This is a genomic window from Actinacidiphila glaucinigra, assembly GCF_900188405.1.
GTDB classification, from domain to species: Bacteria; Actinomycetota; Actinomycetes; order Streptomycetales; family Streptomycetaceae; genus Actinacidiphila; species Actinacidiphila glaucinigra.
The window spans coordinates 175,811-201,494 of the sequence record NZ_FZOF01000011.1 but is presented as its reverse complement, the minus strand read 5'-3'; the positions used below and the strand labels follow the sequence as shown (position 1 = coordinate 201,494).

Below are 25,684 nucleotides of genomic sequence, written 5' to 3'. Positions count from 1 at the left end.
GGTGTGACGGTGATGGCGACGCCCGGCACTTTCGTCGCGTTCAGCATTCAGCGCGGCCTGTCCGCCGACGGCCGCTGCAAGCCGTTCGCGGCCGCCGCTGACGGCACCGCGTGGGGTGAGGGCGTCGGCATGCTGCTCGTGGAGCGCCTTTCCGACGCCCGCCGCAATGGCCACCCGGTGCTGGCGGTGCTCCGCGGTTCGGCGGTCAACCAGGACGGCGCCAGCAACGGGCTCACGGCTCCCAACGGACCGTCCCAGCAGCGGGTGATCCGGCAGGCCTTGGCCAATGCGCGACTCACCGCCGCCGACGTGGACGTCGTGGAGGCACACGGCACCGGCACTCGCCTCGGCGACCCGATCGAGGCGCAGGCACTGCTGGCCACCTACGGCCAGGAGCACAGCGACGAGCAGCCGCTCTGGCTGGGGTCGGTGAAGTCCAACTTCGGCCACACGCAGGCCGCGGCCGGTGTCGCCGGTGTGATCAAGATGATCATGGCGATGCGGAACGGCGTGCTGCCCAAGACCCTGCACGTGGACGAGCCGAGTCCGCACGTCGACTGGTCCGAGGGCGCCGTCTCGCTGCTGACCGAGCAGAAGGCGTGGCCCGAGACCGGTCGCCCGCGACGCGCCGGCATCTCGTCGTTCGGCATCAGCGGCACCAACGCCCACACCATCATCGAGCAGGCCCCCGACTACCCCGCTCCGGTGAGGAGCGCGGCACCGCCCGCCGTATCCGCACAGCCCTACGTGCTGTCGGCGAAGTCCGCGGACGCGCTGCGTGACCAGGCCGCCCGCCTGCGGACGCACCTTGAGAGCGTCCCGGAACCGGTCGGCGTCGACACGGCCTACTCCCTGGCCACCAAGCGTGCTGCCTTCGAGCACCGTGCGGCGGTCGTGGCCTCCGACCGGGACGAGCTGCTGCGCGGCCTGGCCGCGCTGGAGGCCGCTGGCCCGGCGGCATCGGTGACACAGGGCACCGTGAGCACCGGGAAGCTCGCATTCCTCTTCACCGGGCAGGGCAGCCAGCGGCTCGGCATGGGCCGAGAGCTCTACGCGAGCTTCCCGGTGTTCGCGCAGGCGCTGGACGCGGTCTGCGCGCACCTCGACGTGCCGCTGAAGGACGTCATGTTCGGTGACGACGCTGAGGCGTTGGACCGGACGGAGCTCACTCAGCCGGCGTTGTTCGCGGTGGAGGTGGCGCTGTTCCGGCTCCTCGAGTCGTGGGGTGTGAGGCCGGACTTCGTATCCGGTCACTCGATCGGTGAGATCGCGGCGGCGCACGTCGCAGGGGTGTTGTCCCTGGCGGACGCGTGCACGCTGGTCGAGGCTCGCGGGCGGCTGATGCAGGCCCTGCCGGCCGGTGGCGTGATGATCGCGCTGCAGGCGTCGGAGGACGAGATCCTGCCGCTGCTCACCGACCGGGTGAGCATCGCCGCCGTCAACGGCCCGCAGTCGGTCGTCATCGCCGGCGACGAGGACGCGGCGACCGCGATCGTGGCACGGTTCGAGGGCCGTAGGACCAAGCAACTCACGGTCAGCCACGCCTTCCACTCGCCCCACATGGACGGCATGCTCGACGCCTTCCGCGAGGTCGCCGAGGGCCTGACCTACGCCGCCCCCCGCATCCCGGTCGTCTCCAACCTCACCGGCGCCGTCGTCACCGACGAGATGGGGTCCGCCGACTTCTGGGTCCGCCACGTCCGCGAGGCCGTCCGCTTCCTCGACGGCGTCCACGCCCTGGAGGCCGCCGGCGTCACCACGTATCTCGAACTCGGCCCCGACGGCGTGCTCTCCGCCATGGCCCAGGACTGCCTGACCACCGAAGACACCGCCCTCACCCCTGTCCTGCGCGCCGCCCGTCCCGAGGCGGAGACGGTGATCGCCGCCCTCGGCTTCGTGCATGTGCGGCGTGGCACGGTGGACTGGGAGGCGTACTTCGCGGGGACCGGCGCTCGCCGCGTGGATCTGCCGACGTACGCGTTCCAGCAGGAGCGGTACTGGATCGACGTGCCGGTATCGCCGGTGGGTGATGTGGCGTCGGCCGGTCTCGGGCGGGCCGAGCATCCGCTGCTCGGCGCGGCGGTGGAACTGCCCGACTCGGACGGGCTGCTGTTCACGGGCCGCCTTTCGCTCGACACCCACCCATGGCTCGCCGACCACGCCGTGTCGGGTGCGGTCCTGCTGCCCGGGACGGCGTTCGTGGAGCTGGCGCTGCACGCCGGCCAGCGGGCCGGTACGGCGCTGCTGGAGGAACTGACCCTGGAGGCACCGCTCGTCCTGCCCGAACGCGGCGCGCTTCAGCTGCGGCTGTCGCTGGCGGAGCCGGACGCGAACGGAAGGCGCGCGCTGACCGTGCATTCGCGCCCCGAGGCCGCGAGCGGCGAGAGCGGCCAGGACGTGCCGTGGACCCGGCACGCGAGCGGTCTGCTCGGGCCCGAGGCCGGGGCGACCCCGCCGCCTGCGCAGGACCCGGCCGTCTGGCCTCCCGCCGGGGCCGAACCGCTGGACGTGACGGGCCTGTACGACGGCTTCGCGGCCGTCGGGTTCGCGTACGGCCCGGCGTTCCGCAACCTGCGGGCGGCCTGGCGCCGCGGCGACGAGCTGTTCGCCGAACTGATGCTGCCCGAGGAGACCTTGACCGAGGCCGCGCGGTTCGGGGTCCATCCGGCGCTGCTGGACGCGGGGCTCCACGGCATAGTGCTGGGCTCCTTCCTCGTCGCCGGAGACGAGGCGCCGGCCGAGGACGGTCCGCGGATGCGGTTGCCCTTCTCCTTCGGCGGTGTCGGCCTGCACGCCGTCGGCGCGGGCGCGCTGAGGGTGCGGCTGGCCCCCGCGGGTTCGGGCGCCGTGTCGCTCGCGGCGTTCGACGAGCGGGGCGAACCGGTCGTGTCCGTCGAGTCGCTGCTGCTCAGGGAACTGGACCCGGCCCGGCTGCGGGCGTCGGCCGGCACCGCTTTCCACGACTCGCTGTTCCGGCTGGAGTGGCCCCCCGCACCAGGGGTCTCCGCCCCGGAGAACGGACGCTGGGCCGTGGTCGGTGCGGACGCGCTCGGCCTGGAGGCCGCGCTGCGCGGAGCCGGTGCGGCCGTCGACGTGTACGCGGACCTGGACGCGCTGGCCGGCGTGGTGGCGGCCGGCAAGCCGTCGCCGGACACCGTGCTGGTCTCGTGCGTCTCGCCCGGTGGCGAGACCGGGAGCCGCGGCGCGGCGCGGGTCGCGGAGGCGGCCCGGCACGCGGCGCATGCCGCGCTCGGGTTCGTGCAGGAGTGGTCGGCCGAGGAGTCGCTCGCCGCTTCCCGGCTGGCGTTCGTGACGCGCGGCGCGGTCGAGGTCCGACCCGGCGAAGGCGTACGGGACGTGGCCCAGGCGGCCGTGTGGGGCCTGGTGCGATCGGCGCAGTCCGAGAACCCCGGCCGCTTCCTGCTGCTCGACCTGGACGCGGAGGACGACGGCGGCGAAGGCGGCGATGCCGGCGACGGCGGCGATGCCCCGGCGAAGCTCGCCCCCCTCCTGGCGGCCGCCGCGGCAGCGACGGCGAGCGGGGAGCACCAGCTCGCCGTCCGCGGCGGAGCACTGCACGCCGCACGGCTGGCCAGGGTCCCGGCAGCACGTCCGGGGACGGAGACCCCCGGGGACGCCGGCGACGCGCGGATCCCCGCCTTCGACCCGAAGGGCACCGTCCTCATCACGGGCGGCACCGGCGTCCTCGGCGGCATCCTGGCCCGGCACCTGGTGACCGAACGAGGCGTGGGCCACCTGCTCCTGACGAGCAGGCGCGGCCCCGAGGCCGACGGCGCCGCGGAACTCGTCGCGGACCTCGCCGCACTGGGGGCCGAGGCGACCGTCGTCGCCTGCGACGCGTCCGACCGGGAGGCGTTGGAGGCACTGCTGTCGGGCATCCCCGCCGAGCACCCGCTCACCGCCGTCGTCCACGCCGCGGGACGTCTAGACGACGGTCTCGTGCCCTCGCTGACCCCCGAACGGATCGACACCGTCCTGCGTCCCAAGGTGGACGCGGCGCTCCATCTGCACGAGCTGACGCAGGGCGCGGACCTCGCCGCGTTCGTACTGTTCTCGTCGGTGGCCGGCACGCTCGGCAACCCCGGCCAGGCGAACTACGCGGCGGCCAACGCCTGCCTCGACGCCCTCGCGCAGCACCGGCGAGCGGCGGGGCTGCCGGCGGTGTCGCTGGCGTGGGGCCTGTGGGAGCAGCCCAGCGGGATGACCGGTGAGCTCACGGCCGCCGACATGCAGCGCCTGGCGCGTGCCGGACTCTCCCCGCTGTCCTCCGCGGAGGGCCTGGCCCTGTTCGACACGGCTGGTGCGCTCACCGCCGCCGGCGACGGCGTCCTGGTCGCCATGCACCTGGACACCGCGCCGCTGCGGGCCCGGGCGGAGGCCGGTGCCCTTCCGGCCGTCTTCCGGGGCCTGGTGCGCGGTGGGCCGCGCAGGGCCGCCGGGCACAGCGCCGGTGAGGCGGCGGCGTCGGCGGCCGCGCGGCGGCTCGCGGACCTGCCCGGGCTGCCGGAGGAGGAGCAGGAGAAGGTCCTGCTCGACGTGGTGCGCGCCCAGGTGGCGGCCGTGCTCGCGTACCCGTCGCCCGACGCGGTGGGGGAGTCCCAGGAGTTCCTGGAGCTGGGCCTCGACTCGCTGACCGCCGTGGAGCTGCGCAACCAGCTGAACGCGGCGACGGGCCTGAGGCTGCCTCCCACCCTGCTCTTCGACTACCCGACCCCCCTGCTGGTCGCCGGTCTGCTGCGCTCCGAGCTCGCCGGGGCCTCCGGCGGCACGGCGTCGCCCGTCGCCGGAGACACGGGAAACCCCGGCGAGGACGGCGGCGGGGTGTTCGGCGCGATGCTCCAGGAGGCCGGAGCGCAGGGCACCTCCGGCCAGTTCATGGAGATGCTGATGCAGGCCTCGCGGTTCCGGCCCTCGTTCTCCTCACCCGCGGAACTGCGCAAGGCACCCGCCTTCGTGCGGCTCTCGCGGGGCGAGACACGGCCCGGCGTGGTCTGCTTCCCCTCGATCCTGTCGATCTCGGGCCCGCACCAGTACGCCCGGTTCGCCTCCGGCTTCCGGGGGCACCGGGACGTGTGGGCGATGGGCGTACCGGGCTTCCTGCGCGGCGAGCAGCTGCCGACCACCGTCGAAGCGGTGATCGACGCGCAGGCGGAGGCCGTACTGCGGCACACCGGGGGCGCGCCGTTCGTGCTCCTCGGACACTCGTCGGGCGGCATGCTCGCCCACGCAGTCGCCGCACGGCTGGAGAGCGAGGGAACGCGCCCGGCGGCCGTGGTGCTGATCGACATCTACTCGCACGACGACGACGCGCTGGTGGGCCTCCAGCCCGGTCTGGGCCAGGGCATCGCCGAGCGGCAGGACAGCTATGTGCCGGTCGACGACACCCGTCTGCTGGCCATGGGCGCCTACTTCCGGCTCTTCGCGGGCTGGAAGCCGACGGCGGTGACGTCACCGACGCTGCTGGTCCGGGCCGGCGAGCGGTTCTTCGACTGGTTCCGGCCCACCGACGGCGACTGGCGTTCCTACTGGGACCTGGAGCACACCGCCGTGGACGTGGAGGGCGACCACTTCACCATGATGGAGCGGCACGCGGCGACGACCGCCGGGGCCGTGGAGGACTGGCTGAGCGACACGCTCTGACGGCGGCCGCCGGCCGAACGGCGGAGGGCCGGACCCCCACTTCGAGTGGGGTCCGGCCCTCCGCCGTCGTGCCGGGTCAGGCGCCGCGCCGCTCCCGCTCCCGGGGGCGCTTCTTCGGCAGACCCACCGTCACGACCTCGAAGGAGTCCTTGGTGAGGTCGAGCCGGTGGAAGAGGTTGTCGGGGCCCGCGACGCAGACCGTGCCGACACCGAGTCCCTTCAGGCCCGCCACCACGTTCGGCCAGTGGATCGGCCGGTCGAAGGTGTCCAGCATCATCGTGCGCATCGCGGCCGCGTCGCGGACGACGGTCCCGTCCACGTCGTTCACCACGGGCAGGGCGGGATCGGCGAGTTCGTACGCCCCGAACACCTCCGCCTCGGCCTTGCGGCGCAGCGCCGCGAACGAGGCGGCGTGGACCGGCGGCCGCATCGAGTACATGGAGTAGCCGCCCGCCGCGCTGATCAGGGCCTTCAGCCCGTCGAGCTCCTTCTCCTGCACCGACAGCATGTGGAATCCGGTGTCGAGCCGCCCGGAGACGTCGTACCAGGCGCCCCGGCCGTCGAAGTCGGCGAGGATCGCGTCGAACGGCTCCTGCGGTACGCGGACGAAGCAGTGGGTGACGGCGTCCTGGTACGAGCCGGCGAAGTAGTCCTCCTCGCAGCGGGCACACTCCGCGGTGAGCCGTACGACCTCGGCGAAGGACAGCGACCCGACGAAGGCGGCGGCGGCCTTCTGCCCGAAGCTCGGCCCGGCGCACACGTCGGGGGAGAGGCCGAGGGAGTCCACCGCCCGGTCCGCCATGGCCATCGAGGCGATCAGGAAGGCGATCTGCGAAGAGGCGGAGTAGTCGTCGTCCGCCGCGCGGAAACGGTCGAAGAGCGAGTAGCCGAGCGCTTCGTCGGCCTCGGCGAGCCGCTGACGCGCGTAGGGGTCCAGCAGCAGGAACTTCCCGATCTCGGGGAAGGACGAGGGCCCCATGCCGGGGAACACGATCGCCGTGCGGGTCCGGTCCGGTACGTCGCCGGAGTGCGGCGGCCGGGAAGGGGCGGTGCTGTCGGTGTCGGGGGTCAGCCCGGAATTGTCCATGGTGTGAATGCCTTTGCCGCCGGCCGGTCGCCCGGCATGATCGGTCTGCGTAGGGAGCGGGGTCGGGAAGGGCGCTCGGGCGGCGGGCCCGCTGTCGTCCCGGTGCGCAGGAGCGGACCGGAGCGAAAGCGGCCCCGTGCACCCGGCCGTGCGCGGCGCGCGCGGCCCGGTCCACGAGGCCCGGAGGGGAACGGAGGACGGGGAGCCCGGGTCAGTCCTGGGCCCGGCGCAGGAAGCCCGCGATGCCGATCGCCCCGAAGACCACGATCGCCCCGCTGAGTGCGAGCAGGTCCACCCACAGCGGGATCGAGGCCGGGCCGGCGGCCGGCAGCATCAGGTCGCGGATGCCCTCGCTGACGTAGGTCAGCGGGTTGACCGTGCACAGCACCTGGAACCAGCGCATGTCGGCCAGCGCCCGCCACGGGAACTGGGTGCAGCCGGTGAACATCAGCGGGGTCAGCGTCACGGCGAAGACCACGCTGATGTGGCGGGCCGGGGCGAGGGTGCCGATGGTCAGGCCCACCGTGCTGCCCGCGATCGCGCCCATCAGCAGCACGCCCAGGGTCGGCAGGAAGGTGTCCAGGGGCCAGGAGACGTCGTCCAGGACCAGCAGGCCGATCGGGATCATCACCAGCGAGGCGATGACGCCGCGGATCGCGCCGAAGACCAGCTTCTCCACGGCGACCAGGGTGGTCGGGATCGGGGCGAGCAGCCGGTCCTCGATCTCCTTGGTCCAGGAGAAGTCGATGACCAGCGGCAGCGCCGTGTTCTGCAGGCTGACGAGGAAGCTGTTGAGCGCCACGACGCCGGGCAGCAGGACCTGCTGGAAACCGCCCGCGGTGAAGCCGAGGTCGCCCAGCACCTTGCCGAACACGAAGAGGATGAAGAGCGGTTCCACGAGCACCTGGGCGAGGAAGATGCCCAGCTCGCGGCCGGTGACGAAGATGTCCCGCCAGAGGATGAAGAAGAACGTGCGGGTCGCCGTACGCAGGCCCGTGCGGGCCGGACGCAGCTCCTCGGGGAAGCCGGCGACGGGGTCGGGGGCGGTGGTCGTGGTCATCGCAGCTCCCGGCCGGTCAGATCGATGAAGACGTCCTCGAGGGTGGCGGTGCCCACGCTCAGGTCCTTGATGTCGCAACCGGCTTCCGCCAGGGCGGTGATGACCGTCGGCAGCACCGAGCCGGACGGCGCGTCGCTGTACAGGCGCAGGCGTACGAGGGCCTGCGTGTCGGCCTGCTCAGCGGCGTCCTCCTCCTGCTGCACCACCTCCACCCGCTCGACGGTCTCGATCCCCTCGAGCAGGCTTACGACGCTCTCCGCCCCAGGCTGCGCGGGCTGGACGGTGAGGGTGAGCGCGGTGCTGCTGAGGCTCTTCAGCAGCGCCTGCGGGGTGTCGAGGGCGAGCAGCCGGCCGTGGTCGACGATGCCGACGCGGTCGCAGAGCTTGGCGGCCTCGTCCATGTCGTGCGTGGTGAGCACGGTGGTCACGCCCCGCGCGCTCAGCTCGGCGATGCGCTCGTGGATGAACAGGCGTGCCTGGGGGTCGAGCCCGGTGGACGGCTCGTCGAGGAACAGCACGTCGGGACGGTGCATCAGGGCGCGCGCGATCATCACGCGCTGCGCCTGGCCGCCGGACAGCTCGTCGCCGCGCGCCTTGCGGCGGTCGGCGAGTCCGACCCACTCCAGGCACTCGTCGGCGAGCCGGTTCCGCTCGGCGCGGCTCATGCCGTGGTAGCCGGCGTGGAAGACGAGGTTCTGGCGCAGGTTCAGGGAGCGGTCGAGGTTGTTGCGCTGCGGTACGACGGCGAAGGCGCGGCGCGCCCGCGCGGGGTGGGCGGTCACGTCGACGCCCTGGACGAACGCCCGTCCCGCCGTGGGGGCGACCCGCGTCGTCAGGACGCCGATGGTCGTCGTCTTCCCCGCTCCGTTCGGCCCGAGGAAGCCGAAGACCTCGCCGCGGCCCACCGAGAAACTCAAGCCGTCCACCGCGGGCCGGTCCCGCCCCGGGTATTTCTTGACCAGCCCGTCCACCACGACGGCGGAATCCGTGGTCTGATGTGATGTCATTGACGCCTACGAATCGTGCGGGACGCGGCAACGGCAGTCCGGGGATTCGCACGGGAAAGTCGTGTGACCGGCCGCGCGTCGAGCGCCGACTGAATAGGACATGGATGTGGTGCGGATCCTGTGTAGCACAAGGGGTTTCGCCGTATCCCGGTTCCCTGCCGGCCTAGGGGTGGCGGCCGGGAATTCTAAGGGGGAATAGGGGGTCGGCCGGCGTTACCCGGATCGCTTTTCCGGCTGTCTCGGCAAACATTGGGGAAAGCGGTGTTGCGGCCCCGTCGGGAATCCCTCTAGCATCGCCGCATGATCGCGCCGAATTACTTCGCGGGAAATGAATTTCCGGCGGGTCGTGCTCGTACGGGCTTTCCCGCGGACCCTGGATCACCGTGTCCGGCGGTGCTCGGCGCGACCGGTGCCCATACGCTGCGCGCGCTTCTCCCCCGCGAGGGGACGCTGTGAAGGCCCTCGTGGTGCCGGCGAGCGGACCGGTCCTGCCGCACGTCCTGCGGGGGATCGCCGACGCGGGCGTCGTGGACGTGGGCGTCGTCGTGGCCGGCCCGGACGACGGCGTCAGGACCGAGGCGGGGGACGGCTCCCGCTTCGGCATCAGCGTCACCTACGTACCCGGGCACCAGGGGCGGGCGGGCACGTTGGACGCCGTGCGCAGCGCGCGCGAGTGGCTGGCCGACGACGACTTCGTGCTGTGCGCGGGCGACGGGTTCCCGGACGGCGGGATCGGCGGACAACTGGAGGAGTTCCGGGTCCGGCGGCCCGCCGCGCAGATCGTGGCGGCCCGGATCGCCGGCCCTCCGCCCTGGGAGGTGTACTTCTTCACCTCGGCCCTGCACACGGCCGTGGAGGCCGTCGGGCCGGCGGCCGGGAACGGGCCCGAACTCTCCGACGCCCTGCGGTGGCTGTACGACCGGGGACTCGGCGTCACCGCCTGCGCGGGGCCGGTTCGTGAGTGCGGGGAACCGGGCGGTCACGGCTCCCCGCGCGGGGCGGCCGAGGCGGGATCCGTCGGGGGATGAGCACCGAGGGCAGCAGCCACGCGGGCACCGTCGCGGACCTCGCGCTCGACGACGTCGCGCTCATCCGGATCCAGCAGCCGGCGGTCCCGAGCAGCTACCGCCTGGTCTGCTTCCCCGACCTGCCCGACGCGGGCAACTCCTCGGTCTGCTACCTCGCCATGGCGGAACTGCTCCTGCCCACGGTCGAACTGCTGATCGTCCAGTACCCGCTGGTGCACGCCGACGACCCGAAGCCACCGGGGAACTGCCCCGGTCTCGCCGACAAGATCTACGACGCGGTGCTCGACTGGACCGACCGTCCGCTCGCCCTGTTCGGTCACCGCCTGGGGGCCGAACTCGCCTACGGGGTGGCCCAGCGGCTGGAGCGGGAGACCGAGACCGGCCCGCTGACGCTCTTCGTCTCCGGGCGCCCCGGTCCCGGTCACCGCGGTTTCCTGGGGCCGCCCGCCCTGCGGTGCCGTGTCGTCGCCCTGACGGGGGACCACGACCCGCAGGCGCCGCTGCCGGGCGTACGGGCCTGGCGGCGTTGCACGGCAGGCCCGTTCGACCTGGAGGTCTTCCCCGGCGCGCCCGGCTACCTCGACTCGCACCGCCGAGAGGTGGTCAACCTCGTGCACGACCAGCTGATCTCGCTCCACGGACCCGAGCCCGACCGCGCCGCCCCGAAGCAGGGGGCCTAGGGGGCGGAACAGGGGTACCGCGCCACGTGACCTGGTCCCTAGCGTGACGGGTGGAGAACCGCGTCCACGGGACGGGACCGACCTCACGGCACCTCCCGTCGTGCGAGCCCGCGCATCCCCCCGCGATCCACCCTCCGATCCGCCCCCTGGAACGGGTCCGGACACGCCCTCGGCACCGCGCAGACCACGTCAGCACCGGCCACGTTCGGCCATGAGGAAGGACACAGTGCGACCGATGACCGCGAAGATCTTTGCAGCAGACTCGGTACGGCCCGTCGAGGAGTTCGAGCAGGACGCCCTCCGCGTCGCCGACGTGCTCCGGGAGCACGGGATCGGCCCCGGCGACCGCGTCATGCTGAAGGCCGGGAACTCGGCGAGCTACGTCTGCGTCCTGTACGCGCTGATGGACGTCGGGGCCTCCATCGTCCTCGTCGACCAGCAGGAGCACGTCGAGGAGACCCGGCGGATCGCCCTGCGCACCGGCGTCAAGGTCACCATCGTCGACGACGAGACCCCGATCGACCAGGGCGCCGACCCCCTCTACCTGTACGAGCTCATCGTCGCCACGGCGGGCCTGCCTCCCGTGGAGCGCGCCCTGTCCTTCGACACGTGGGGCGAGCTGCCCGACGGCCTGATCATGTGGACCTCCGGCTCGACCGGCTCGCCCAAGGGCGTGGTCAAGTCCGGCGCGAAGTTCCTGCGCAACCTGCGGCGCAACGCCGAGCAGGTAGGCCACCGCCCGGACGACGTGCTGATGCCGCTGCTCCCGTTCGCGCACCAGTACGGGCTGTCGATGGTGCTCATCGCCTACCTCACCCGCTGCTCCCTGGTCATCGCGCCCTACCGGCGCCTGGACCGGGCGCTGCGCATGGCCCGCGACGCCGGCGTCACCGTCATCGACGCAACCCCCTCCAGCTACCGCAGCATCCTGAGCCTGGTGACGCGCAAGCCGGCGTTGCGCGAACACATCGCCGGCACCCGGATGTTCTGCGTCGGCGCGGCGCCGCTGGACGCACCCCTGGTGGCGAGCTACGTCGCGGAGTTCGGCCTGCCGCTGCTCGACAGCTACGGCTCCACGGAGCTCGGCAACATCTCCTTCGCCACCCTCGACAACCCCGTCGCGTGCGGTCGTGCCATGGACGGCATCCGGCTGCGGATCGTCGACGAGGACGGCCGCGACGCGGCCGCGGGACAGCCCGGCGAGATCGAGGTGGACACCCCCGACGCGCTCGAGGGCCAGATCGCCGACGACGGCTCCGTCGTCCCCGCCCCCACCGGCTGGCAGCGCACCGGAGACCTCGGCCACCTCGACGAGGCGGGAAACCTCCACGTCCTGGGACGCAAGTTCGCCGTCCACCGCATGGGTTACACGCTCTACCCCGAACTGATCGAGCGGAAGGCGGCGGCCGCCGGCTGCCCCACCCGGATCGTGCCGCTCCCCGACGAACTGCGCGGCTCCCAGCTGGTCTTCTTCGTCGAGGACGAGGAGCAGCGGGACGCCGGCCACTGGCGGGAGCGGCTGTGCTCGCTGCTTCCCGCCTTCGAACAGCCCAACCGGGTCGTCGTGCTGGAGCAGTTCCCCCTCAACCGCAACGGCAAGCCGGACAAGAAGCAGCTCGCGCGCATGGCCGCAGAATGACGACACGCCCCACCCCGGGGTGATGGCGAGTACGACCAGCACATGAAAGGACGTCGGTGTGCCGAACGAGCAGTTGACCTTCGTCGTCGGTACCGGACGCTGCGGCTCCACGGCGCTGTCGGCGGTGGTGAACCTGCACCCCGGCATCCTCAGCCTCAACGAGCTCTTCGCGAGCGTCGTCGATCCCGTGGTGCTCACCGAAGAGCCGTTGAGCGGCCCCGAGTTCTGGGGCTGCCTGGCCCGGCCGAACCCGGTCAGCGACAGCCTGGTCCGCAACGGGGCACCGCCCCCGGAGTTCCTCTACAACCGCCACCCGGAGTGGCGCCACTCCGCCGCGACGACGGGCATCCCCGCCATCAGCATGATGGTCCTCCCGCACCTGACCGACGACCCCGACGGGCTGCTGGACGACCTGGAGCGCGAGATCCGCGCCTGGCCCACGCGCCCCGCACCGCTGCACTGGCAGGCGTTTTTCGCCACCCTCGCCGAGCGGTTCGGCACGACGGGCGCCGTCGTGGAACGGTCCGGGCTCTCCCTGGGCAGGGTGGGGCAGCTGCACGCCCTCTTCCCCCAGGCGCGCTTCGTGCACCTGCACCGCGACGGCCCCGACTGCGCCCTGTCCATGAGCCGGCACATCGCCTTCCGGATGCTTCCCATGCTGGCGGAGATCACGGAGCACTGCGGCGTGGACTCCCCTCACGAGCTGACCCCGGAACACTTCGCCCGGCTCCCGGCCGACCTCGCCCCGCTGCTGACCGGCAGTTACGACCCCGCCCTGATCATGGACCGGCCGATCCCGCTCCCCGTCTTCGGCGCGATGTGGTCGCGCTGGATCGTCGACGGCGTGAGGAACCTGGAGGAGCTGCCCGCCGGCACCCACACCGCGCTCTCCTACGAGCAGTTGCTGGACCGGCCGCGTGAGGAGCTGACCCGGCTGGCCGGGTTCATCGGCGTCGAAGCCCGTCCCGACTGGCTGGACGCCGCCGTCCGGCTCCTCGACGGCGCCGGCCGCCGCGGCTCCGCCCTCCGGCTCGATCCGGTGGACCTGGAGGCGCTGCGCGAGTCCTGCGCGGAGGGCGCCGCGGCGCTGGAGGGCACGGCCCGCCGTCAGTGGTAGAGACGCCTGAGGGGCGGGTTGCCGTCCCTCAGGCGTCGTAGGGCAGGTCGAGGGGCGCGAGGGCCTCGAAGAGGTCGCCGGGGCCCGGATTCTGCGGGTGCGTGGCTCCCCCCAGGTGCTCCAGGACACCCCACACCGCGTTCAGCGCCGTCGTGACCGCGCCCTCGGCGAAACCCGCCGTCCACGAGACGTCGTCCCCGCACAGGAAGAAGCCGCGCTCCGCGGTGGGCAGGCCACGCTGCATGAACTGGGTGAACAGCCGGCGCTGGTACCGGTAGTGGCCCGGCAGGTTCGCCTTGAAGGCGCCCATGAAGTGCGGCTCGGTCTCCCACGTGATGGTGAGCGGGTCGCCGACGACGTGCGAGCGGATGTCCAGCCCGGGGTAGACGAGCGCCAGCTTGTCCAGCAGGACGTCCAGCCGCTCGCCCGGGTCCAGCGTCGCCATCTTCAGCGAGTCGTCGTTCCACGTGTACGACAGGCACATCACGCCGGGACGGTCCGGGCCGTCGTCGAAGAGGTACACCCCGCGCGGCATGCGGTCCGTGAGGGTCATGCTCATCACCGGCTCGCCGGTGAGCGGGTCGCGGTCGTGCCAGAAGGGGCGGTCGGTCAGCACGAACAGCTTGGAGGCGCCCATGTAGTGGGTGCGCTCCACCGCGGTCCACAGTGGCGCGGTCAGCAGCGCCGGGTCGCACTCCACCCGGTTCAGCAACGTCCACAGGTGCGGGGTGTACACCACCGCGTCGAAACGGTCGCCGCGCCCCGAGGCGTCGGTCACCAGGAAGCCGGCGCCGTCCCGGACGACCTCCCGCACCCTGGGCCGGACCGACCCGCCGTTGAGCGACATCAGGGACGTTCCCGCCGGCCAGTGCGCGCACCGCTCCGGCCTCCGCTCCCACAGGCCGTACGGCAGCCGCTGGGAGCCGCCGGTGATGGCGACCTGGTTGTCGTCGGCCTCGGTGTAGACCACGCGCAGGATCTCCAGCAGCGAATTGGGGAAATCGGTGTCCCAGCCGCCGGTGCCGAAGCCCACCTGGCCGAAGATCTCCCGGTGCCGGAACGACTGGAACGCGGAACTGGTGGCGAGGAAACCGTAGAAGGACTGGTCGTCGAACTCCCGGACCAGGCGGTTCCACACCCGCTTCAGGGTCTCGGTGTCACGCCGCTGGACGGCGTCGCGCATCGTGGCGAGTTCCGCCCTTTCCTGCAGCGCCTTCTCCCACGCCGAGGCCACCTGCTGGTAGACGTCCGGGAGGTCGTCGGCGACCCGCGCCCGGTGCCGCTCGCCCATGAGATGGACGAGCGTGCTCGGCGTGCTCGCCGCCAGCGGATTGGGGAAGGGGGTGGTGCGCAGCCCCAGCAGGTCGACGTAGTGGAACAACGCCCGGGCGGAGAGCGGGAAGCGCATCGCACCCATCTCCGCCACGCGGTCCGGCTGCCCGGGGAAGGGCACCGAGCGCATCCGGCCGCCGATCTGCTCCGCCTCGTACACGACCGGGCGCAGGCCCAGGCGCATCAGCTCGTACGCGGCGGTCATGCCGGCCATCCCGCCCCCGACCACGGCCACCGGCGTGCCCAGGCGTTCCGGGGGCAGTGCGCCGAGCCCGGCCGGGTGGCGCAGCCAGCCGTCGTAGGAGAACGGGAAATCCGGCACGAGCATGGTGACGGGGGCCGGGCTGACTGACGTCATCGGGAATACCTCTCGGGCCGATTCCACATCGTTTCCAGGAGACCGGAGACCATTCGAGCGGAGCCGGGAAATCACAGCGTGGAGCCGTCACGCCCGGAGAACGGGACGCCACGGCCGGCGGCTGCGCAGTCGCGCCGGTATCGCCACGCTATTTCGGCGCCGGACGGCGCAACAACCCCTATCCACCCTGGTAACGGACCGTGTCCGGGCCGCTTTTCCGTTCGGCCGCCTTGACGGCGGGAAAGGCGATGGCCGTCACCACGATTCCGCGGTCCGCGAGCCAGCGGCCGGAGAAACGTTCCACGAGGCGGCCGTCGGGAGCGCGCCGCGGCCGCAGGAGGCGCGCCGAGAACGTGCCGTGCGGCCGGGCGGACGTGCCGTCCTCGACGAAGGTGATGTCGGCGTCGTCGAAGTCCAGTTCGGTGCGCATCAGCGGATACCACGTCTTGTAGACCGCCTCCTTCGCGCTGAACAGCAGCCGGTCACGGTTCACCCGCGACCGGCTGCCGCCCGCGCGCACCCAGGCCAGTTCACCCGGCAGCGCTATCGACTCCAGCACGCCGCCGGGCAGCGGCAGGTCGGGCTCGGCGTCGATGCCGATCATCGCGAGATCGGTGTCCCGGGCGAGCGCCGCGGCCCGGTACCCCTCGCAGTGGGTCATGCTGCCGACCACACCGGCCGGCCACTGCGGGACGTTGCGCACCCCGGGCAGGACGGGCGCCGGCGGCAGTCCGAGCGCCGCGAGGGCGCGCCGGGCGCACGCCCGCACCGTGCTGAACTCCTCACGGCGGCGGTCCGGCGTGCGGGCCACCAGTGCCGCCTCCTCCGGGTAGAGCGTGGCGGAGCCGTCGGGCCCGAAGGCCTCGCCGGTGGCCGCCACCCCGGGCAGCAGTGCCTCGATCACCTTCGCGCTCCCATCGTCCCGAGCCCCGTGGCCGCCTCCTGCTGGGGGGTGTACGGCAGGATCTGCCGCAGCAGTCCCTTGGGGTGGCCCCGGCGCCGCCACTCGCGCGGGTAGCCGATCGACACCTCCTCGAACCGGACCCCGTCGTACCAGGTGGTCCGCGGGATGTGCAGGTGCCCGTAGACCACGGCGGCGGTGGTGAACCTGCGGTGCCAGTCGGCGGTCAGCACGGTGCCGCACCACTGGGCGAACTCCGGGTGCCACAGCACCTGCGTGGGCTGACGCACCAGCGGGAAGTGGTTGACCAGCACCAGCGGCACCGACGGGTCCTGCGCGGCCAGGCGCCGGCGGGTCTCGGCCACCCGGGCCCGGCACCAGTCGTCGCGGCCGCGGTAGGGATCGGGGTGGAGCAGGTACTCGTCCGTGCACACCACGCCCGCCTCGTGCGCCCGGGCCAGCGACTCCTCCTTGGTCGACGTGCCCGCGACCCGGAACGTGTAGTCGTACAGCAGGAACAGGGGCGCCACCCGCACCGGCCCGCCGGGGCCCTCCCACAGCGGCCAGTCGTCCTCCGGGGTGAGGACGCCGAGCCCCCGGCACATCTCCACCAGGTGGCGGTAGCGCTCCTCGCCCCGCAGCTGCACCGCGTCCTCGCGCGGGGTCCACAACTCGTGGTTGCCCGGCGCCCACACCACCTTCGCGAACCGCCCGGCCAGCAGGCCGAGGGCCCACGCGATGTCCTCGGTGAGTTCGCCGACGTCGCCGGCCACGATCAGCCAGTCGTCGTCGTGCGAGGGCCGCAGCGACTCCGTGATCGGCCGGTTGTCGGCCATGCCGACGTGCAGGTCGCTCACGGCGAGCAGCCGCGGGCCCGGAGGCGGGGCGCCGCCCGGTGAGGCGGGGGCGTGGGGCGCGGCGGGGTCAGGCGATATGGGCGACATCGAGGTCCAAACTGACGGGCAGGTCACGGCGGTGAGAGATGTTGATCTTGCGGTAGACGCGGGTCAGGTGCTGCTCGACGGTGCTGACCGTGATGAAGAGCTTCGCCCCGATCTCCCGGTTGGTGTAACCCTGCGCGGCCAGCGAGGCCACCCGGCGCTCCGCGTCCGTCAGCGCCGCCGCCGCAGCCGGCTGCGCCCGCTCCGGCTCCTTCGGCGCGGCCTGGCCCGGCGCCTGCTCGGACTGCAGGGACCGGCGCAGCTTCCGGGCGCCGCAGCCCTCGGCGATCCGCCACGCCCGGCGGGTGTGCAGCTTGCTCTGGACCGGGTCGCCCAGCTGCTTGTGGGCCTGCCCCAGATCGGTCAGCGCCCGTGCAAGCTCGTACCAGTCGCCGTCCGCCTGGAGGAGCGCGACCGCCTCCGAGAGCAGCGGTGGGCGCTCGCCGACGGGCCGGGCCGCCGCCAGCGCGCGCAGAGCGGTCCCGCGGACCCGTGGTCCGGCGTCAGCGGCCAGCTGCTCCCGCGCGAAGTGCTCCACCTGATCCCGGCTCCCCAGCGCGAGCCAGGCCTCCGCGACCCCGACCCGCCAGGGCGCCAGCGTGGAGCGGTCCATGCCCCAGCGCCTCATCAGCCGGCCGCATGTCGTGAAGTCCGTGAGCGCCGCGTACGGACGGCCCGTCTCCAGCTCGTGCCGGCCCCGCGCGTACAGGTACTGCAGCCCGTAGCGGGTCCCCAGCATCCCCTCGGGCACCGGCCGGCCCACCAGTTCGGCGGCCGCCTCGTGGTCGCCCATGGCGGTGCTCGCCTCGATCAGGACCGACAACGGGGCGCCGATGCCCACGCCCCAGCAGTGCGGGGGCAGTTCCTCCAGGGCCTGCTCGGCCAGCCGCCGCGCCTGCTCCAGGTGGCCGTGACGCAGGGCCATCTGCGCCCGGATGGCCCGCAGGATCGCCGTCGAGCTCGCGGGCCAGCGGGCCGTGGCCTCCGCCAGCAGCCGGTCGGCCCACTGCGTCGCCGTCCCCAGCTGGTCGGCGAGGACGAGGGTGAGCAGGCAGGCCTGCACCGTCGGCTCGGTCTCCTCCGTCAGATGGAGGGTGGCGAGGATGCGGTCCGCGGTGTCGGCGAAGTCGGCCCCCTGTTCCGGCGTACCCTCCCCTGCCGTACCCCCTGCCGTGCCGCCGGCCAGTACGCCGTGCAGCGCCGCTGCCGCCGCGAGCCGGTTCTCGTCCGCCCGGGACACCGGGACCTTCGCCGCGCCGACGTGCAGCGGGGAGAGCGTCGCCTCGACCCGCTCCAGGACCTCCGGGAAGGTGCTCGCCAGGACCGACCTCAACCACAGCACTTCCGCGGCGAGTTCGGCATCGGGCTGGGACACCGCGGCCGCCACGTGCCGCATCGCGGTGACCGCGTCGTCCACCCAGCCGTTCCACAGCAGGTCGCCCACGAGCCGCAGCGCGTCCACCGGCGGCAGCTGGCCGGCCCGGACCGCCCCGGCGAGCGAGCGGACCTGCCGCGGCCACGCGGAGGGGGTGACCCGCCAGATGATCCTGGTCAGGGCGATCCTGACCTGCGCGCGCTCGCGTTCGCTCCTGCAGCGGCCCTCGGCCATGCGCAGACAGCTCACCGCGAGGCCCACCCGCTGCGCGGCCATCGCCTCACGAGCCGCGTCCACCAGCACTTGGGGCACCCACTCCTCGTCGGGCGGGCTCATGTCGTGCCCTAGCAACTGCTCCGCGACGAGCATCGAGGGCGCGCCGTCCTCGTACAGCAGCCGAGCGGCGCGCCGGCGCAGCCGCGTCACCGCCTCGTCGTCCAGGCTCTCCGCCACCGCCGCGCGCACGCCTGCGTGCCGGAACCGGCCGCCGTCCAGGACGCCCGCGTCCGCCAGCGCCGAGGCGACCTGCTGGACCACTCTCTCCTCGACGTCCACCAGCCGGGCCAGCAGCGGCAGCGGTGCCCCGCTGCCCAGCAGGGCGATCCCCTGGGCGACGCGCAGGCCGTCGGCCCCGACGCGGTGGACGATCAGCAGGGCGCTGCGCAGGAACCGCTCGCCCGCGTGGGGCGATCCGTCCGCGGCGCCCGCGTCGTCGGGATGGGCCGACGGGCGTTCGTGGGAGAAGTGGTCCTCGACAAGGCCGTGGACGAGCAGGGGATTGCCCCCGGTGGCCGCGTGCAGCGAACCGGCCAGCAGGCCGGCGGGCGCGGTGCCGGCCGGGTCCTCGCCCGGCTCGCCCCCGCGCGCCCGCTCGACGAGCAGCCGCTCCACCCCGGCGACGCCGAGCGGGCCGACCCTCACGTGCAACCCCCGCGTGGGGTGCAGCAGTTCCTCCAGGGCGCCCGGTGGCGTCCGCCGCGCGTCGGCACCGAGGGTCACGATCACGGACACGGCACCCGCGCCCGTCGCGGGGAACCGGCGCAGCGCGTAGGACAGGACGTGCAGCGACTGGGGATCGGCGTACTGGACGTCGTCCAGGGCGATCAGCACCGGCCCCTGTGCGGAGGTCCTGCCCAGTTCGGCGTGGAAGCTCTGGAGGACCTCGGTCGCCACCGGTTCCGCGCACGAGGGCGGGTTGCCCGGCACGGACGCGCCGACGAGTAAGGGCGGCAGGGGACCGGGAGCGGGCTGCCGGGCGTCGCGCAGCAACTGCTCCATCACACCGAAGGGTATGGCGTGTTCCGCGGGGGAGCCGACGGCGGTGAGGAGCCTGTGCCCCGCTACCGCGCGGTCCTCCAGGACGCGGTGGAGCAGAGCGGTCTTCCCGGAGGCCACCGGCCCGCTGATCACCGCCATCCGGCCGGACCCGAAGGCCGCGCCGGGGCTCTCACCGGATGCGAAGGCGACAAGCCTTGCGATCTGCTCATTTCGTTCCACTAGCATGACGTGCGACCCTCCGCGATGCGTTGTGAAATAGCGCCACGGTGGGCATGTTTTCCGATATCCGACTGCTTCGCGCGGTTCGGCGTCCGTGATCTCGGAAATGACGCTGCGGTAACATAGAGAAACTCGCAGATACCCACAAGGCGCACTGACACCCCCCGGTCATTTCGTTCCGACCCGGTTCCGGACTGTATCAACGTCCTGGGGCCGACGAAGTCTCAATCTGTCGTCCGGGTATTGCCGCAGAGTGAGCAATCGGTGGACGCCGGGTGGCGGGGACGAAGTGTGTTGTCGCAGGTCACAGGTGCACGACCGAGAAGGCGGGGACCGTAACCTCAATAGAACCTCAAATGCGGAACGCGGTCTTCTGGAACCGTGCCGGCGAAGGGGTCCGCAAACGGGGTTCGACATAGGGGGGTCCGCGCGAAGAATAGGGGTGAGCGAAGACGGGGCGATTGGTGCGCCACTTGCCTCGACGGCCTGAATTGATCCCTCGCCGCTCTGATCGAACGGGGGCCGCGGAATGGGCTCACAAGAGGGCTGAAGTGCTGTATCGGCACCGGCCGGGCATGAATGATCTTACGCACGGCGCTTTGCGGAGTAATAGCCGCGGAGCCGGTGAGGAAGATCACGTTTTCCCGTCAAGTGCCGTGCGGCCGCACCCGGTTGCGCGCGGCTCAGCGATACGTCGGGACGGCGGCCGCCGCCTCGGCCGGGGCACCGGCCCGCGGGCGACGGAAACAGACACCGCACAGGCAGAGCAGCACCGCCCCCGCGAGGAACGGAGCCCTGGGACCGATGCCCTGATAGGCCAGACCTGCCAGCAGGGTCCCCAGCGCGCCCGCGCACATGTTGGTCATCTGGAAGGACATCGAGACCCGGCCCAACAGCCCTTCCGGAACCTCGGACTGACGCAGCGACACCGCGGTCACGTTCCACGCCAGGCCCACCGCGCCGTACACGGCGATCAGCACCGCCGCCACCAGGACGGACCGGGCCGAACCGATACCGGCGCAGAGCAGCGCCGTGGCCGGCATACCGATCCGCAGCACCCGGCGGGCCCCGATCCGCGCCTCCAGCAGGGGCGCCAGCGGCACCCCCACGATGCCGCCCACGGCGTAGGCCACCATCAGCACCGCGTAGCCGGGACCTTCCAGTCCCAGCGTCCGCCGGGCGTACAGGACCAGGACGGACATCAGACCGACCACGACGAGATTGCCCATGGCGGCCACCGCGCACAGCTCGCGCAGCAGCCGGTGCCTCCACAGCCAGATCAGCCCTTGGAGAACGTCGGCGCGCAGAGATCGCCGTATCGGGACGCCCTCCTCGGGACGGGCGCGGGTGCTCCCCGCCACCAGCAGGATCAACCCCGCCGAGCACGCGTACGACACCGCGTCGACGGTGAGCGGAAGCACAGGCGTGACGGCGAACAGGACCGCCCCCACCGGGGTGCCCAGCATGGGGCCGGCGAGCAGCGGACTGACCTGCAGGCGTGCGTTCGCCCTGGTCAGCCCCTCGGGCGGCACCACCGCGGGCACGATGCCCGACCAGGCTCCGTTGAAGAGGGTCTGGCCGCAGCCCAGGAGGAAGGCCACACCGGCCAGCACCGGTATGGACAGGCCGTCGACGAAGGTGAGGAGTGCCAGGCCGGCCATCACGGCCGCGCGGGCCACGTCGACCAGGCACAGGATGCGACGGCGCTCGAACCTGTCCGACAGCGCACCGGACGCCAAGCTCAGCAGAAGCCAGGGAAGTTGCCCGGCGAGGGCCACGAGAGTGACCTGCCGGGCGTCGTCCGTGAGGCCGGCGGTGAGCAGGGGAAGAGCGACCAGACGCATGCCGTCGCCGATGCCGGAGACCGTCACCGAAGCCCACACGGCGTAGAACGGGCGTGGCAGTCGATCGCGGCCGCCGGACGTGGGAGAACTCATGGTTGAGTCGCGGTTCCTCGGAGCTGGAGGTGGACGGGTCGCGTGTCGGACTCGGCCGCAGCGCGTCCGGAGCGAGCGACATGCTGTGCGGGTGTGCGCAACGCATGGGGACATCCGGGGCGACGTACGGTTGACGGCCCGTTAATTCACGGAAGGGGGTCCGTACGGATGTCGAGGCGCGGCACGGCAGGCACACGCGGGCGGGCACACGCATCCCATCGACGCCACGAACGATGAACGAACGGACAACAGCGGACGTGCGGTCGGCGAAGAACATGCGAACCGGTCGGAATGACCGCAACCCTGCCCGATGGTGAGAGGTCTTGGCCGGTGGCGTCGCAGGGTTCGGCGTTCACCGGTGATGATCAAGGGAGAGTTTCGTGGTGCGTGCGTCGTGGCCTGCGGAGAGTGTGACGCCGGCGCCGGCGCCCCCACCGCCGGCCGGACACGGCGGTCAGGCGCCGGTCCCGCCCGGCGCCCCGGTCCCGGACGCGCCGGCCGCCGGCGCCCGGCTGCGCATGGACATCCAGGGCCTGCGCGCTCTCGCGGTGGTCCTGGTGGTGCTCTCGCACGCCGGCGTCCGGCCGCTGGCGGGCGGCTACATCGGCGTCGACGTGTTCTTCGTGATCTCTGGCTTCCTCATCACCTCGCTGCTCTCGCGCGAGCTGGCGCGGACCGGCCGCGTCTCGCTGCGGCAGTTCTACGCCCGCCGCGCGCTGCGGCTGCTCCCCGCGTCCACCGCCGTCGGACTCGTCACGCTCGGCGGGGCGTGGCTGTTCCTGTCGAAGGTCCGCTTCCAGGAGTACGTGGGGGACGCCCTCAGCAGCACCGTCTACCTGGTGAACTTCCGGCTGGCGAACGCCGGCACCGACTACCTCAGGGCCGACAGCCCGCCGTCGCCGTTCCAGCACTACTGGTCCCTGGCGGTCGAGGAGCAGTTCTACCTGCTCTGGCCGCTGCTGCTGTGGGCGAGCTGGAGGCTGGCGCGGCGCCGGACCGGACTGCTGGCCGCGCCCCTCGCCGTGCTGTGCCTGATCTCCTTCGCGCTGAACGTGTCGGTCACCGATGTCTCGCCCTCCTGGGGGTACTTCGGCTCGCACACCCGCCTGTGGGAGCTGGGCGCGGGCGCGCTGCTCGCCCTCTGCGCGGGAAGCCTGGAGCGGCTGCCGGCCTGGCCGGCCGCGGCCATGAGCTGGACGGGACTGGTGTCGCTTGCGGTGGCGGCGCTCCTCTTCGACGAGGACACGCCGTTCCCCGGCTGGTACGCGCTCGTGCCCGTGCTCGGCGCCGTGCTGGTGCTGGCGGGCGGCTGCCGGCCCACCCGGTTCGGTGCCGGACGGCTGTTGTCGCTGCGTCCCCTCACATGGGTCGGCGGCCTCTCCTACGGCTGGTACCTGTGGCACTGGCCGGCGCTGCTGATCCTCCCGGCGGCGCTGAACAGGCAGCCGACCGTCGGGCTCACGCTGCTCTGCGCCGTGTTCGCGCTCCTGCCCGCCTGGGGGACCCTGCACCTCGTGGAGAACCCGGTGCGCTTCCACCGCCTGTTCCGTGGCCGTCCCGTACGAGCGCTGGGCCTCGGGGCGGGACTGACGGCGTGCGCCGTGGCGGCGGCACTGGTCGCGACGGCCTTCCCGCCGCCGATCAGCTCGGGCCTGGCGGCGCCACAGCTGAAGAGCGTGCTCACCGCGTCCGCCGACCCGCAGGCCCGCCTGACCCGGCTGCTGACGGCATCGCCGCCGAGCCTGCCGGCCAATCTGAGCCCCGCGCTCACCGAGATCAAGACGACCTCGTCCTCGATCTACCGGGACGGCTGCCACATCGGCTACCAGAGCACGGCGACCCCGCCGTGCGTCTACGGTGACCCGTCGGCGTCCAGGACGGTGGTGCTCTTCGGGGACTCGCACGCGGCCCAGTGGTTCCCGGCCCTCGAGCGGCTCGCCCGCGAGCACCACTGGAGGCTGGTCTCCCTGACCAAGGCCTCGTGCAAGGTCGCCGCCGTCACCACCGTCTACCAGGGCAGGCCGTACACGTCCTGCGACCGGTGGCGCGCCAAGGAACTGGCGCGGATCAGGTCCCTGCACCCCGCGCTGGTCGTCACCTCCTCCTCGGACACCGCCGACCTGGCCCGGCCGTCCGGGGACCCGCGCCGGCAGTGGACGGACGGCTTCGAGCGGACCTACCGCGAACTGAGGAAGTCCGGCGCCGAGGTGCTGGCCGTCCAGGACACCCCCTGGCCCGACGGGGACGCGGTCGAATGCGCGGGGGACCACCCGATGGAGCTGCGGCAGTGCACGTCCGACATCGGGCACGCGGTCAGGGATCCCGACAAGAAGCGGGAGATCACCGAAGCGGCGGCGGCCACCGGCGTCTCCGTCGTCGACCCCGTGCCCTGGCTCTGCGGCACCGGCGGCACCTGCCCCGTGGTGGTGGAGGACACCTTCGTCTACCGCGACGACAGCCATCTCACCGAGTCCTACGCCGAGGCCATCGCACCGGTGCTGGGCCAGACGATGACCACCCTCTACGGATCCGACCTGAGCCGGCACCCGGAACCGGCCCGTCGGGGATAGGCCACCGGGCGCGGCCGGCACAGGGGTCGCGCCGCCGTCAGCCCGTGAGGAGATCGCCGACGGCGGCGATGCCGCCGGTGATCGCGTGCCGGCCGGTGTTGCCGAAGCCGAGTACGAGGCGCGGCCCTCCGGCCGGGTCCGGTGCCGTGTGGTGAGCGGCCATCCCGTAGAGGCCGACCCGTCGGGCGCGCGCCGCCGCCACGACCTGTTCCTCGTCGCGGCCCGGGCCGAGGTGGGCGACGGCGTGGAAGCCGGCCGCGAGGCCGGTGAGCCGGACGCCGGGGGCGTGCGCGGCGAGTGCCCCGACCAGGGTGGCGCGCCGGGCGGCGTACTCGGCGCGCATACGGCGGAGATGACGGTCGTACCGCCCGGAGGTCATCAGATGGGCGAGTGCGACCTGGTCGAGCGTGGGCGATCCGCGGTCGTCGGACGCCTTGAAAGCGACGACGGGTCCGTGGAGGAGCGGTGGGCAGAGCAGCCAGCCGAGCCGGAGGGCCGGCGCGAGGGATTTGCTGACGGTCCCGATGTTCAGTACGCGGTCGGGGGCGAGGCCCTGGAGGGAGCCGACGGGGTCGCGGTCGTAGCGGAACTCGGCGTCGTAGTCGTCCTCGATGACGACCGCGTCACGGCGCTGCGCCCAGTCGATCAGCGCGCGCCGCCGCCGGGCGGTCATGACGACGCCGGTCGGCCATTGGTGCGCGGGGGTGACCAGGACCGCCCGCGCGCTGGTGGCCTCCAGGGCCCGCACGTCGACGCCGTCCTCGTCGACGGGCACCGGTACGGCCGTCATCCCGGCGTGCGCGGCGGCCCGGGACGTCGCCGCGGGCGCGCCGGGCTCCTCGTAGGCGAGCGTGGTCACACCGCGGGCGGCCAGCGCGCGCAGGGCCAGGGCGAGGCCCTGGGCGTAGCCGGAGCAGATGACGGTGCGTTCGGGGTCGGCGGCCGCGGCCCGCACCCGGCGCTGATACCCGGATACGACCTCGCGCAGCATGGGCGCGCCGTGCGGGTCGCCGTAGTCGAGTGCGGCGGCCGGCAGGGTGCGGGCGGCCTCGCGGATCGCCCACAGCCAGTCGGCGAGCGGGAAGGACGCGAGGTCGGGGACGCCGGAGCGGAAGTCGGCGAGGAGCCTCGGCCCGGCAGGTGGCGGCCCGGCGGGCGCGGCGGGCGCGGCGGGCGCGGGCTGGGGGCAGGCACGGGCGGCGACGGTGGTGGCGGCGCCGACGCGTCCGGTGAGATAGCCCTCCGCCTGGAGCTGGGCGTAGCAGTCCTGGACCAGGCCGCGGGAGACCCCGGCGCGGCGGGCCAGTTCACGGGAGGACGGCAGTCGTTCGCCGACCTGGAGGCGGCCGGCCCGTATGGCGTCCCGGATCTGGCGCTCCAGCTGCGCGCGCAGTCCCTCGGCGCTGTTCCGGTCGACGGCGAGCAGCAGTTCGGGCGACAGACCGGACCACTGGAGCGGCATGGAAATGGAGCTTACCGGGGGACCGGCCGGCT

At 72.9% G+C, this 25,684-nt stretch carries 15 protein-coding genes; 6 read left to right on the top strand and 9 right to left on the bottom strand.

Annotated elements, in window-relative coordinates; genetic code table 11:
* Window positions 1-5,661 (top strand): type I polyketide synthase (locus tag CHF15_RS23130; RefSeq protein ID WP_143681623.1); only part of this gene is annotated, 5,661 nt, incomplete at its 5' end.
* 76 nt (window positions 5,662-5,737) lie between these two features.
* Here CHF15_RS23130 and CHF15_RS23125 read toward each other — a convergent pair.
* The 3 genes from CHF15_RS23125 to CHF15_RS23115 all read right to left on the bottom strand — a co-directional run bounded on the left by CHF15_RS23125 (window position 5,738) and on the right by CHF15_RS23115 (window position 8,815).
* Entirely contained in the window at window positions 5,738-6,748 is a 1,011-nt protein-coding gene (locus tag CHF15_RS23125) for an ACP S-malonyltransferase (RefSeq protein WP_245938987.1), read from the bottom strand.
* A gap of 211 nt (window positions 6,749-6,959) precedes the next feature.
* Window positions 6,960-7,808, bottom strand: coding sequence for an ABC transporter permease (locus CHF15_RS23120; protein ID WP_089225771.1), 849 nt, complete (start codon window positions 7,806-7,808; stop codon window positions 6,960-6,962).
* A complete protein-coding gene (locus CHF15_RS23115) occupies window positions 7,805-8,815 on the bottom strand; it encodes an ABC transporter ATP-binding protein (protein WP_089225770.1) in 1,011 nt (336 codons plus the stop codon). The genes CHF15_RS23120 and CHF15_RS23115 overlap by 4 nt, the downstream gene beginning before the upstream one ends.
* Before the next feature lie 452 nt (window positions 8,816-9,267).
* On the opposite strand from CHF15_RS23115, the gene CHF15_RS23110 reads away from it, so the two are divergent.
* The 4 genes from CHF15_RS23110 to CHF15_RS23095 all read left to right on the top strand — a co-directional run bounded on the left by CHF15_RS23110 (window position 9,268) and on the right by CHF15_RS23095 (window position 13,279).
* A complete protein-coding gene (locus CHF15_RS23110) occupies window positions 9,268-9,843 on the top strand; it encodes a sugar phosphate nucleotidyltransferase (protein WP_089225769.1) in 576 nt (191 codons plus the stop codon).
* On the top strand, window positions 9,840-10,523 hold the full coding sequence (locus CHF15_RS23105) for a thioesterase II family protein (protein WP_089225768.1): 684 nt from the start codon (window positions 9,840-9,842) through the stop codon (window positions 10,521-10,523). The genes CHF15_RS23110 and CHF15_RS23105 overlap by 4 nt, the downstream gene beginning before the upstream one ends.
* Before the next feature lie 235 nt (window positions 10,524-10,758).
* Entirely contained in the window at window positions 10,759-12,162 is a 1,404-nt protein-coding gene (locus CHF15_RS23100) for a class I adenylate-forming enzyme family protein (RefSeq protein ID WP_089225767.1), read from the top strand.
* A gap of 58 nt (window positions 12,163-12,220) precedes the next feature.
* A complete protein-coding gene (locus CHF15_RS23095) occupies window positions 12,221-13,279 on the top strand; it encodes a sulfotransferase (RefSeq protein ID WP_089225766.1) in 1,059 nt (352 codons plus the stop codon).
* A 28-nt stretch (window positions 13,280-13,307) separates the two neighbouring features.
* On the opposite strand, the gene CHF15_RS23090 is transcribed toward CHF15_RS23095, so the two are convergent.
* From CHF15_RS23090 to CHF15_RS23070, 5 genes are all read right to left on the bottom strand, one after another.
* Window positions 13,308-14,969, bottom strand: coding sequence for a flavin monoamine oxidase family protein (locus CHF15_RS23090; RefSeq protein WP_089225765.1), 1,662 nt, complete (start codon window positions 14,967-14,969; stop codon window positions 13,308-13,310).
* Between the two features lie 178 nt (window positions 14,970-15,147).
* On the bottom strand, window positions 15,148-15,873 hold the full coding sequence (locus CHF15_RS23085; RefSeq protein WP_089225764.1) for a 4'-phosphopantetheinyl transferase family protein: 726 nt from the start codon (window positions 15,871-15,873) through the stop codon (window positions 15,148-15,150).
* Window positions 15,870-16,814 carry a metallophosphoesterase family protein gene (locus tag CHF15_RS23080; protein ID WP_089225763.1) on the bottom strand — a complete coding sequence of 315 codons (945 nt, stop codon included), beginning with the start codon at window positions 16,812-16,814 and terminating at the stop codon, window positions 15,870-15,872. The genes CHF15_RS23085 and CHF15_RS23080 overlap by 4 nt, the downstream gene beginning before the upstream one ends.
* Entirely contained in the window at window positions 16,795-19,689 is a 2,895-nt protein-coding gene (locus tag CHF15_RS23075) for a helix-turn-helix transcriptional regulator (protein ID WP_089225762.1), read from the bottom strand. Before CHF15_RS23075 ends, CHF15_RS23080 begins: the two co-directional genes overlap by 20 nt.
* A 677-nt stretch (window positions 19,690-20,366) precedes the next feature.
* On the bottom strand, window positions 20,367-21,620 hold the full coding sequence (locus CHF15_RS23070) for an MFS transporter (protein ID WP_179279921.1): 1,254 nt from the start codon (window positions 21,618-21,620) through the stop codon (window positions 20,367-20,369).
* A gap of 380 nt (window positions 21,621-22,000) precedes the next feature.
* Here CHF15_RS23070 and CHF15_RS23065 point away from each other — a divergent pair, with 380 nt between their 5' ends.
* Window positions 22,001-24,190, top strand: a complete 2,190-nt coding sequence (locus tag CHF15_RS23065) for an acyltransferase family protein (RefSeq protein WP_245938986.1) — start codon at window positions 22,001-22,003, stop codon at window positions 24,188-24,190.
* A gap of 37 nt (window positions 24,191-24,227) precedes the next feature.
* On the opposite strand, the gene pdxR is transcribed toward CHF15_RS23065, so the two are convergent.
* Entirely contained in the window at window positions 24,228-25,652 is a 1,425-nt protein-coding gene (gene pdxR, locus CHF15_RS23060; RefSeq protein ID WP_089225760.1) for a MocR-like pyridoxine biosynthesis transcription factor PdxR, read from the bottom strand.
* Window positions 25,653-25,684: the final 32 nt, after the last annotated feature.